The sequence below is a fragment of the Pandoraea sp. ISTKB genome, assembly GCF_001721285.1.
GTDB lineage: Bacteria > Pseudomonadota > Gammaproteobacteria > Burkholderiales > Burkholderiaceae > Pandoraea > Pandoraea capi.
Map to the genome: position 1 here is coordinate 65,242 of NZ_MAOS01000042.1, position 9,191 is coordinate 74,432.

Genomic DNA, 9,191 nt, shown 5'->3' on the forward strand with positions numbered 1-9,191 from the left:
TCAGGAGCGCTACACGTCATTGCGTGAGCCACACCTGGAAGCGCTTGTTGATGGCGTCGGCGTTATCGGCCCAGAAGTTCGCGTTGATCTGCACGGCGCGCTTGAAGTTCTCCGGCGCGGTCGGCATATCGGCCAGACGTTGCTTGTCGACGTACTGGATCGCGTCCTTGCGCGGCGGCGCGTAGGCGATGTACTTCGACAGATCGGCAGACGCCTTCGGTTGCGACTGGGAGACGATGAACTTGGCGGCTGCATCGGCATGCTTGGCGCCGGCGGGCACGCCCCACCACTCGAAATCGTAGACCTGTGCGTCCCACACGGCCTTGAACGGCTTCTTGTCCTTCTTCGCCGCGTCGTCGATCCGGCCGTTGTAAGCCTGCACCATGACGACAGCGCCGTCGGCGAGCAACTGCGGCGCCTGTGCACCGGACTCCCACCAGACGATGCTCTTCTTGATGGTGTCGAGCTTCTTGAACGCGCGGTCGACGCCGGCGGGCGTGGCGAGCACCTTGTAGACGTCCTTCGGATCGACGCCGTCAGCGATCAGCGCCCATTCCATCGTGACCTTCGGCGATTTGCGCAGCCCGCGCTTGCCGGGGAATTTCTGCAAATCGAAGAAGTCGTTGACCGTCGTCGGCGCGGTTTTCAGTTTGCTCGCATCGAAGGCGTAGATCGTCGACCAGACCATGCTCGCGACGGCGCACTCGCTGATCGAGCCGGGAATGAAGTCGCTGGTCTTGCCGAGGGTCTTCTTGTCGAACTTCTTGAGCAGCCCCTCGTCGCAGGCCGTGATCGCGTCGTTGGTTTCCATGTCGATCAGGTCCCACGTGGTGTTCTTCGCCTGCTCCATGGCGGAGAGTTTGGCGAGACCGCCGTCATACGACTCGGTCGCGAACGTGACGCCCGTGGCCTGCGTGAACGGCTCGAACCAGGCTTTCTTGGCCGCTGCCTCGAAGGCGCCGCCGAAGGTCACCACGTTAAGGGTTTCGGCGGCGTAGGTGGTCGTCGTGGCCGTGGTGGCGAAGGCCAGGACGGCGAGGGCGGCGCAGTGCGTTTTGAGAGAAGTGCGCATTTCAGTTGGCTCCGGCAGGTGCAGTCAGGATCAGGGATGGGGAAGGTGCGTCGGGAGAAACCGGGGCCGGCGTGGCACGTGGCGCGCTGGCGGCAAGAATCTTGCAGTCGTCGTGACGCCATGCGACATCGATGGTGTCGCCCGTGCAGGGCAGGGCATGACGCTGCGTGTTGGGGACTTTGACGACGATGGCATCGCGCGAGCCGAGCGTGAGGTGCACGCGATGGTGATCGCCGCAGTAGACGAGTTCATCGACGCGCGCTCGCACGACGTTGTGTTCTTCCGGGGCGTGCACGCCGTCCGGGCCGGGGATGTGCGCGCGCTCGGGACGCAGCGCGAGCATGGCGTCGTCGCCGGTGCGCAACCCCGAATCGGTCGTTGCGCCAGTGGTGGCCTCGACATTGCAGCGCCCGCGAATGATGCTGCCGTCGGACAGTGCGAGGGTCGCCCAGCCGTCGGCGGCGCGCACGACGCGTCCGGTCAATCCGTTGTTCTCGCCGACGAAATTCGCGACGAAGGCGTTCTGCGCGTTCTCGTAGAGTTCGGTCGGCGACGCGGCCTGCTGAATGCGCCCGTCCGAAAACACGGCAACGCGATCCGACATCGTCAGCGCTTCGGCCTGATCGTGCGTCACGTAGACGATCGTCAGCGACAGCTCGCGATGCAGGCGCATGATCTCGTACTGCATCGTCTCGCGCAGCCGTTTGTCGAGCGCGCCCAGCGGCTCGTCCATCAGCACCACGCTCGGCTCGAACACCAGCGCACGGGCCAGCGCCACGCGCTGCTGCTGACCGCCGGAGAGTTGGGCCGGACGCCGGTTGGCCAGGTGCGACAGCTCGATCATCTCCAGCGCGCGCTTGACGCGGGCATTCTGCTCGGTGCGTCCGACGCGTCGCACCGACAGCGGGAAGGCTACGTTCTGCGCAATCGTGAGATGCGGGAACAGCGCGTAGTTCTGGAACACCATGCCGATGTCGCGCCGATGCGGGGGCTTGTCGTCGAGACGCTGGCCGTCAAGACGAATTTCGCCGTGCGTGGGGGACTCGAAACCCGCGAGCATCATGAGCGTGGTCGTCTTGCCCGAACCCGATGGGCCGAGCAAGGACAGGAACTCTCCGCGGCGTACATCGAGGTTCAGGTCGTCGACGACGTGATGCACGCCGTCATACGACTTGCTCACGCTCGAGAACGAAATGAAGGAAGGGTTCGACATCGTAATGGTGTCCTGTCTTCGGAGTGCGGCGCCGGGTGTGAGACCGGGTCCGGCACTCAGGGCTGAGCCAGCTTCGCGGCGAGATAGCGCGCGAAATCGTAATTGGGGCGCTCCAGTCGGCTCAGATGGCCCGGCTTCGCCAGCGGTGCGTGTACGCCACGGAACACGGCCTCCACGCCACGCCGGTCTTCGGCGTTGACTTCGTCGAGCAGTGTCTTGAGCGACGCCATGTAAGTTTGCGCCTGTGGGTCCGCGACGAACTCGGGCGCCAGCCCGCCGCCGAAGCGAATGTGCACACGTCCCACGCCTCGCGGCTGGAGCACGAGGTACCAGAAGTACCCGGGGGTGAGCGTGACGAGATGCGTCGGGTAGATCGCCAGCAGCGCCGTCGTCTTGCGCCAGTGGCCTTCGAGACGGGTGTTGTCGGGGTGCGCGTTGCCGATCGGCAGGCTCGCTTCCTTGGTGATCCAGTGATAGTTGAACGCCGCGAGACCCGGCGGGCATTCCATCTCTTCGAGCTTCGAATGCGGCCCTACCGTGGCGCGATGCAGCATCGGCAGGTGATAGCTCTCCATGAAGTTCTCGGCCAGGATCTTCCAGTTCGTATCCCAGACATGCTCTTCATAGAAAGTTTCGATGTAGTCGGTCATGCCGTAAGGCGCGATCAGCTCGGTGAGTTCGCTCAGTTGCCGGGCGACGGGCTGCGCATGCGGATCGAGCGTGACGTAGATCCAGCCTTGCCACTGCTCGCAACGAATCGCGGGCAGCCGGTAGCTTTCCTTGCAGAAGCCCGCTTGCTCGTCCATCATCGGCGCGCCTTTCAACTGACCGTCGAGGCCGTAGTTCCACGCGTGGTAAGGGCAGACGATGCGACGGATGTTGCCGCGCCCTTCGAGCAGCACGGACATGCGATGCAGGCAGACGTTGGACATCGCCGTCAGTTGACCCTGCTCGTCACGCACGACCACGACGGGCTGATCGCCGATCTGGGCCGTGAGGTAATCGCCCGGCGCAGCGAGCACGCTGGCCCGCCCCACGCATTGCCACTCTCTGGCAAAGATGCCCTGTTGCTCGCGAGCGAGAAAGTCGGGCGACGTATACACGCCGGGCGGCATTGCCCGTGCATCGTCGAATGAGCGTTCGCCACCGGCACGCAGTGCGTCGATGAGCGTTTGCCCTGCGATCGTCCCTGTCTGGTCAGCCATGAAGCCCTCCGTTCATTCGCCGCTTCGCCTCGGGGCATGCTGCTGTCCCTTGCGTTCGGCGCTCAACATGAACATCAATCTATCAAGCCAAATTGCCAGCCAAAATATTGTTTTCGGATACAGGGCAAAGGTTTTCCCTATGCAGCGTTGAAATGCCGGGGGGACCTATGCGCGATGCTGATGATGCGATTCAGGCGGCAGGCGAGTCATTGCGGCGTGAGATGCAGTCGCCGGATGTAGTTCTCGCAGAACGACGCAAAGCGCTCGACCACCCGGCGCGGCTTCATCGTGCGGGATTGCGCCACGCCCAGCGTGAGCGCGTTGACGTTGTCCTTGAAGCGCTTGATGACGAATTCCTCGCCGTCCACCGTGCGCGTCGATTTGAGTGGGAAATTCAGCAGGCTGTAGCCCAGACCGTTCGCCACCATGCCGCGCACGACCTCGGGTTGCGACGATCGGAAGGCCGGCACGGGCCGGGTGCCGACCGCATCGAACAGCGCTGCGAAATACTCGCGGCTATGCGGCAGATCGAGCATCACGTAGGGCTCTGACTGTAAGTCGGCCAGCGACACTTTGCGTGCCCGGGCGAGTCGGTGTGTGCGCGGCAGGATCGCGTACGGCGGCAGCGACAGCAGCGGGGTGAACGCGATGTCCTCGCTCAGATCGAGGCTGTAGGTGAGCACGAGATCGAGCGAGCCGTCGTGCAGGCCGCGTAGCAGGCCGTCCTGATGGGCTTCGAAGGTGCGAAACGAAATGCCGGCATGCTCTTGCGTGAAGCGGCTGATCAGGCCCGGCATCAGCGGCGGCGCGAGCGACGCCAGACATCCCAGCGCAATCGCACCGGTCATGCCGCCATCCATCTCCTTGGCCGCCATCTGTAACTCTTCCGCCGTTTTGAGCAGGTTGCGCGCCTGCCCGAGCAGATCGCGCCCGGCTTGCGTGAGCGACAGCCCGCTTGCGTGATGCCGGATGAACAACTGCACGCCGAACGAGACTTCGAGATCCGCAAGCGCGGTAGAGATGGAGGGTTGTGAGATGTGCAGCCGTCTGGCCGCCGCAGTGAACGACAGCACCTCGGCGGTGACCACGAAATAGCGCAGTTGGCGCAGCGAGTAACGCAGCGGCTGATTGTCCATCGGCATCGCTCCATCAGGCGGTAAATAAAGCAGCACATCGGGCGGCATGATTCGACGGCATTTTGAAACCGAAAAAAAAGTCTGCATAGTCAAATCCGATGCCCTGCATTTTTTAAATGTATTTTTCGGATGCTGTCCGCACGCGTAGATTGCCCCGAATGACCCATCCCCCGGGTGGTTCGCCAACTCTCTGCCTTCTGAAGGACGCAAGCCATGACAGTGCAAACCCCGTCAATCGATACGCTCGTCGTCGGTGCCGGTCAGGCCGGCGTGGCGATGAGCGAGCACCTGAGCAAGCTGGGTGTGCCGCATCTCGTGCTGGAACGCGCGCGCATTGCGGAGCGTTGGCGCACCGGACGCTGGGATTCGCTCGTCGCCAATGGTCCCGCCTGGCATGACCGGTTTCCCGGCATGACGTTTGCCGACGTCGACCCGGATGGCTTTGCGTCGAAAGAGCAGGTCGCGGACTATTTCGTGGATTACGCGCACAAGATCGAAGCGCCGATCCGCACAGGCGTGGAAGTGACGAAGGTCGTGAGAAACGTCGGGCGGCCGGGCTTCACTGTCGAGACGTCGGATGGTCGGTACGAGGCGCTTCGCGTGGTGGTGGCGACGGGGCCGTTCCAGCGACCGGTGATTCCCGGCATCGCGCCCCGCGACGACCGTCTCACGCAGTTGCATTCGGCCGATTACCGCAATCCGGAGCAGTTGCCGCCGGGCAATGTGCTGGTCGTCGGTGCGGGGTCGTCGGGCGTGCAGATCGCCGACGAGTTGCAGCGCTCAGGACGCCAGGTCTACTTGTCGGTCGGCCCGCACGACCGTCCGCCGCGTGGCTATCGTGGGCGCGACTTCTGCTGGTGGCTCGGCGTGCTGGGCGAGTGGGATGCCGAGGTCATGCGACCCGGCAAGGCCCACGTGACGATTGCCGTGAGCGGCGCGCGCGGTGGTCATACGGTCGACTTTCGCCGTCTGGCGCATCAGGGGGTGACGCTCACGGGCCTCACCCAATCGTTCGACGGCGGCGTGGTGCGCTTTGCGCCCGATCTGGCCGAGAACATTGCGCGAGGGGACGAAAACTACCTGTCGATGCTCGACGCTGCCGACGCCTACGCGGCGCGCAATGGCCTCGAACTTCCGGATGAGCCGGAGGCCCGTGTCATTCCCGCCGACCCCGAGTGCCTGACGCATCCGCTCAGTGAGTTGGACCTCGTCAACGCCGGGGTGACCACGATTCTCTGGGCGACCGGCTACGTCCATGACTTCCAGTGGCTGCAAGTCGATGCGTTCGACGACAGCGGCAAACCCAAACATCAGCGTGGCGTCTCGAAGGAGCCGGGGGTGTATTTCCTCGGCTTGCCGTGGCTGTCGCGTCGTGGCTCGTCCTTCATCTGGGGCGTGTGGCACGACGCACGACATGTCGCCGAGCACATCGCGACGCAACGCAAATATCTCGCTTACTACGACGCGCCGACGAATGTCGCGAACTGAGTCACGATCACGATCCGAGGAGCTTTCCATGACCCAACCGACCCATACCCGTATCCGGATGTTCAACACGAAGGACACGTATCCGAATCAGTCGCTCGACAACGATCTCTGTCAGGCGGTGCGTGCGGGGAACACCGTGTACGTGCGTGGCCAGATCGGCACCGACTTTGCGGGCAATCTCGTCGGTCTCGGCGATCCGCGCGCGCAGGCCGAGCAGGCGATGAAGAACGTCAAGCAGTTGCTCGAAGAGGCGGGCAGCGACCTGTCGCATGTGGTGAAGACCACGACTTATCTGACGGACGTGCGTTTTCGCGAGCCCGTCTATCGCGAAGTGGGCAAGTGGCTCAAGGGCGTGTTTCCCATCTCCACCGGGCTGACGGTCGTCGCGCTCGGACAGCCTGAGTGGTTGATGGAAATCGACGTGATCGCGGTGATTCCCGAAGGCTGGACGCCGCAGGATTCCCAACGTGCCTGACGTGCCTCACTCGCATAAGGAACGCATATGACCTTCTCAATTGTCGGACGCTGTGAGCAGACCGGACAACTCGGTATCGCCATCAGTTCGTCGAGCATTGCCGTGGGCGCGCGGTGTCCGTGGTTGCGCGCTAACGTTGGCGCGGTGGCGACGCAGAACGTCACGCTGCCTGCACTCGGGCCGGACATTCTCGACCGTCTCGCCGTGGGCGCGGACCCGCAGACCGCCTTGCGCGACGCGCTGACCGAGCGCCAGTGGAGCGAATACCGGCAAGTGGCGGTGGTCGACGCGCAGGGGCGCACCGCGCACTTCAGCGGCTATCAGGCGCTCGGGACCTATCACGCAGTGGCCGGGCAGCAGTGCGTGGCAGCGGGCAACATGCTGTCGAGTCTTGGCGTAATCGAGTCGATGGTGCCCGCGTTCGAGCAGACCACAGGCCCGCTGGCAGACCGTCTGCTCGCGGCCATGCACGCGGCGATGGCTGCTGGCGGCGAAGCCGGGCCGGTGCATTCGGCGGCGCTGAAGATCGTGGGCGATCTGGTCTGGCCCATCGTCGATCTGCGGGTGGACTGGGCGGATGACGATCCTATCGGGCAGCTCCATGGCCTCTGGCGTGCCTACGCGCCGCAGATGCAGGATTATGTGACGCGCGCCCTGAATCCCACGGCCGCGCCGAGCTATGGAGTGCCGGGCGATGAGTGAGGTTTCGAGCCGTGCCTTGCTGGAAACGCTGATCGGTTTTCCGACCGTGAGCCGCGATTCCAATCTCGCGTTGATCGAATTCATCCGCGATTACCTCGCACGGTATGACGTGCCCAGCGAGCTGTTCTACAACGACGAGCGCACGAAGGCGAATCTCTTCGCGACCATCGGCCCGCGAGATCGGGGCGGTGTCGTGCTCTCGGGGCATACGGACGTGGTACCCGTCGATGGACAGCCCTGGACTGTCGAGCCGTTTCGTCTGGTGGAGCAGGAAGGGCGGTTATACGGACGTGGTACGGCTGACATGAAAGGGTTTATCGCTTGCGTCCTTGCGGCGGTGCCGGACTTCGTGAGCCGCGATTTGCAGATGCCCGTGCATCTGGCGTTTTCGTACGATGAGGAGATCGGCTGTCTGGGCGTGCGCCCCATGCTCGCCGAGATCGGTAAGCGCGAACACAAACCGGTGCTGTGCCTGATCGGCGAGCCGACCGAACTCAAGCCGGTGCTCGGTCACAAGGGCAAGCTGGCGATGCGGTGTTGTGTGAAGGGCGCACCGTGCCATTCCGCGTATGCGCCGTACGGTGTGAATGCCATCCAGTACGCGGCGCGGCTCATCAATCGTCTGGAAGAGATCGGTGAGCGGTTGAGCGATCCCCGGCATCACGATGATCGTTTCGACCCGCCGTTCTCGACGGTGCAGACCGGCACCATCAAGGGCGGACGTGCGCTCAACATCGTGCCGGCAGAATGCGAGTTCGACTTCGAAGTGCGTGCGCTGCCGGGGTTCGATGCCAGTGAAGTGGCCGACGAGCTGCAACGTTTCGCCGAGTCAGACCTCGTGCCGAAGATGCAGGCCGTCAAGCCGGATACCGGGATTCGGCTGCTGCCGCTGTCTGCCTATCCGGGACTGGCGACGCCACCTGACAGCGAAGCCGCCAGTCTGCTGTCGCTGCTGAGCGGGTCCGACGCGTTCGGCACCGTCGCTTTCGGGACGGAGGGCGGGCTGTTCAATGAAGTGGGCATTCCGACCGTGGTGTGCGGGCCGGGCAGCATGGATCAGGGGCACAAGCCGGACGAGTTCGTGAGCATCGAACAACTCGACGGGTGCGACGCCATGCTGCGGCGTCTGGCGGACCATCTCGAGACAATGTCCGGGTCCTGAGACGCCGGTGTTTCGAAGTTCCGGCGTCAGATGATCTCAGCCTTCGGTGTCCGGCGGCGTGAAAAAGACCATCTCGACCTGCTTGAGCAGGGCGGGACCGAAGGCCTCGCCGCCGACTTCCGGCGCAATCACCTGCATCAGCACCGGTGAGCCGGGCGGCGGGTGCAGCGCGTGAGCGAGCACGCAGAAATACATGGCCGGGTGCTCGGCGCGCACCACGCCGGCGGCCATCCCCTCCACGATGAGCTTCTCCATGCAGTTGTAGACCGGTTCGAGCAGATGACGGTACAGCACCGCACCACGCTCCCCGGTCTCCGTAGCGTGCAGGGAAATGAAGCGTTTGTGCTCGGGGTGCTGCACGGCGTAGGCCGCAATGAGCGCAATGGCGTCGCGCAGCCGGTCGCGTACCGGGCGGGCGGTGTCGTCCGCGATCGCTTTCAGATTGTCGACGGGGGCCGTGAGCGCGGCTTCGAGCGTATCGACGCAGGCGCGCCAGAGTTGCTCCTTCGAGCCGAAGTGCACGCGCACGAGGCTGGCGTCGACTTTTGCCGTAGCGGCGATGCCGCGCAGGTTGGCGCCGTCATAGCCGAGATGCGAGAAAGCGTCGATGGCCGCGTTCAGCAGGGCTGCGCGGCCATCGGGCAAGTGTTTGGGGCGTCGGCCCCGCGTTGTGGGTGTGGCGGTCATCGTCGGGCTACGTCTTGCGACGGGGGCGACTGTGCGTCGGCCGGTGCGGTC

Annotated in this window: 9 protein-coding genes; 4 read left to right on the forward strand and 5 right to left on the reverse strand. The window is 64.1% G+C overall.

Annotated features, from left to right (window positions below):
• Positions 1–16: 16 nt before the first annotated feature.
• The 4 genes from A9762_RS16895 to A9762_RS16910 form a co-directional block, all read right to left on the reverse strand.
• On the reverse strand, positions 17–1,072 hold the full coding sequence (locus A9762_RS16895) for an ABC transporter substrate-binding protein (protein WP_069343172.1): 1,056 nt from the start codon (positions 1,070–1,072) through the stop codon (positions 17–19).
• A gap of 1 nt (position 1,073) precedes the next feature.
• On the reverse strand, positions 1,074–2,285 hold the full coding sequence (locus tag A9762_RS16900) for an ABC transporter ATP-binding protein (protein ID WP_069343173.1): 1,212 nt from the start codon (positions 2,283–2,285) through the stop codon (positions 1,074–1,076).
• Positions 2,286–2,341: 56 nt separating this feature from the next.
• Positions 2,342–3,490 carry an aromatic ring-hydroxylating dioxygenase subunit alpha gene (locus A9762_RS16905; protein WP_069343174.1) on the reverse strand — a complete coding sequence of 383 codons (1,149 nt, stop codon included), beginning with the start codon at positions 3,488–3,490 and terminating at the stop codon, positions 2,342–2,344.
• Between the two features lie 206 nt (positions 3,491–3,696).
• Complete coding sequence (locus tag A9762_RS16910) at positions 3,697–4,626, reverse strand: LysR family transcriptional regulator (RefSeq protein WP_069343175.1); 930 nt, start codon at positions 4,624–4,626, stop codon at positions 3,697–3,699.
• Positions 4,627–4,839: 213 nt separating this feature from the next.
• Between A9762_RS16910 and A9762_RS16915 the strand changes: the two genes are divergently transcribed.
• From A9762_RS16915 to argE, 4 genes are read left to right on the forward strand one after another with little or no spacing between them, the layout of a single operon-like run.
• Positions 4,840–6,114, forward strand: a complete 1,275-nt coding sequence (locus A9762_RS16915) for an NAD(P)/FAD-dependent oxidoreductase (protein ID WP_069343176.1) — start codon at positions 4,840–4,842, stop codon at positions 6,112–6,114.
• 28 nt (positions 6,115–6,142) lie between these two features.
• Complete coding sequence (locus tag A9762_RS16920) at positions 6,143–6,589, forward strand: RidA family protein (protein ID WP_069343177.1); 447 nt, start codon at positions 6,143–6,145, stop codon at positions 6,587–6,589.
• Between the two features lie 27 nt (positions 6,590–6,616).
• Positions 6,617–7,291 carry a DUF1028 domain-containing protein gene (locus A9762_RS16925; protein ID WP_069343178.1) on the forward strand — a complete coding sequence of 225 codons (675 nt, stop codon included), beginning with the start codon at positions 6,617–6,619 and terminating at the stop codon, positions 7,289–7,291.
• Positions 7,284–8,453 carry an acetylornithine deacetylase gene (gene argE / locus A9762_RS16930; protein WP_069343179.1) on the forward strand — a complete coding sequence of 390 codons (1,170 nt, stop codon included), beginning with the start codon at positions 7,284–7,286 and terminating at the stop codon, positions 8,451–8,453. The genes A9762_RS16925 and argE overlap by 8 nt, the downstream gene beginning before the upstream one ends.
• 36 nt (positions 8,454–8,489) lie before the next feature.
• On the opposite strand, the gene A9762_RS16935 is transcribed toward argE, so the two are convergent.
• Positions 8,490–9,191: TetR/AcrR family transcriptional regulator (locus A9762_RS16935; RefSeq protein WP_206093592.1), on the reverse strand; the 702-nt coding region annotated here is incomplete at its 5' end.

Bases quoted from the DNA above. Each gene is read 5' to 3' on its own strand.
- A9762_RS16895 (WP_069343172.1), bottom strand. From the start codon at position 1,072: ATGCGCACTTCTCTCAAAACGCACTGCGCCGCCCTCGCCGTCCTGGCC.
- A9762_RS16900 (WP_069343173.1), bottom strand. From the start codon at position 2,285: ATGTCGAACCCTTCCTTCATTTCGTTCTCGAGCGTGAGCAAGTCGTAT.
- A9762_RS16905 (WP_069343174.1), bottom strand. From the start codon at position 3,490: ATGGCTGACCAGACAGGGACGATCGCAGGGCAAACGCTCATCGACGCA.
- A9762_RS16910 (WP_069343175.1), bottom strand. From the start codon at position 4,626: ATGGACAATCAGCCGCTGCGTTACTCGCTGCGCCAACTGCGCTATTTC.
- A9762_RS16915 (WP_069343176.1), top strand. From the start codon at position 4,840: ATGACAGTGCAAACCCCGTCAATCGATACGCTCGTCGTCGGTGCCGGT.
- A9762_RS16920 (WP_069343177.1), top strand. From the start codon at position 6,143: ATGACCCAACCGACCCATACCCGTATCCGGATGTTCAACACGAAGGAC.
- A9762_RS16925 (WP_069343178.1), top strand. From the start codon at position 6,617: ATGACCTTCTCAATTGTCGGACGCTGTGAGCAGACCGGACAACTCGGT.
- argE (WP_069343179.1), top strand. From the start codon at position 7,284: ATGAGTGAGGTTTCGAGCCGTGCCTTGCTGGAAACGCTGATCGGTTTT.